The 912-nt window shown below is 62.8% G+C and carries 2 protein-coding genes; both read right to left on the bottom strand.

Features of this window, described 5'->3' with window-relative positions:
- Nucleotides 1–9: 9 nt before the first annotated feature.
- A complete protein-coding gene (locus FEM54_RS33240) occupies nt 10–348 on the bottom strand; it encodes a hypothetical protein (RefSeq protein ID WP_138454360.1) in 339 nt (112 codons plus the stop codon).
- Nucleotides 349–374: 26 nt separating this feature from the next.
- On the bottom strand, nt 375–912 hold a 538-nt coding region (locus FEM54_RS33235; RefSeq protein WP_338109394.1), incomplete at its 5' end, for an aminotransferase class I/II-fold pyridoxal phosphate-dependent enzyme.

Below are 912 nucleotides of genomic sequence, written 5' to 3'. Positions count from 1 at the left end.
CAACAGGAATCAGCTACGCGGCGGGCGCCAGACGCCGGAGGGCGTGCGGTCGGGGATAAAATCAGATGTGTGGCCGATGGCCAAAGGATGAGCGCGTGCCAGCGGTGCCTTGAGCACCGCCAGGGACAATTGCAGCAGGCCGCCGGTCTTGCATTCCTGGCCCGGCTTGCAGACTTTGCCGTGATCAAAGCCGTCCTGGCAGCAGTCGGGGCTCATGTCGGTCATCACCTGCATGTCTGCCATCTTCATCGGGCACGGCTCGGTGCTCGACGGCACTCCCGCCATCCCGGTCAAGGGAAGCGTGAGGCTTAACAGCATGACCAGGATTAAACGCAGGAGGCGGCTCATGGGGCGCGAGTCTAGCCAAGGGGCGGTTAAGCCGCCATTAACAATTTCGTGAAAACTCGGCCGTGAAAGCGAATCTGCGCCAGGGTCAGCGCGGTGTAGCCGATGATCACCGCAGGCGGCAGGCTGGCCTCGTCACAGAACTTGCCCAAAGGCTGAAAAGTCAGGCCGACGGCGGCAGCGCGGCTACAAAAATCCGCCTCGCAGACGCCTGCCGGCAACCACAGCACAAAATGCAACCCGGCCTGCTGGCCGCTGACCCTGCAGCCCTCCGGCAGACAGGCGAGCAACGCATCGCGGCGCGCCTGATAGGCTTGGCGGGAAGCGCGCAAATGCCGCACGAACGCACCACTGCCCAGGAATTCGACCAGGCCCAATTGATCCGTGGCGCCCACCGAATGCCCGGTCAATTGTGAAGTGTGCAATAACGCAGGCCGCAGCGCCCTGGGCACCACCATGAAACCCACACGCAAGCCGGGAAACAGGTTCTTGTTGAAGCTGCCGCAATAGATTACCCGGTCGCCGGAATCGAGGGATTTGAGCGCGGCCAGCGGAGCGCTGTTGTAG

The organism is Pseudomonas edaphica (genome assembly GCF_005863185.1).
Classification (GTDB): Bacteria; Pseudomonadota; Gammaproteobacteria; order Pseudomonadales; family Pseudomonadaceae; genus Aquipseudomonas; species Aquipseudomonas edaphica.
The sequence above is the reverse complement of the archived record's forward strand: the minus strand, read 5'-3'. Positions and strand labels throughout refer to the sequence as shown.

Coding starts and splice junctions, on each gene's coding strand:
- FEM54_RS33240 (WP_138454360.1), bottom strand. CDS start 348: ATGAGCCGCCTCCTGCGTTTAATCCTGGTCATGCTGTTAAGCCTCACG.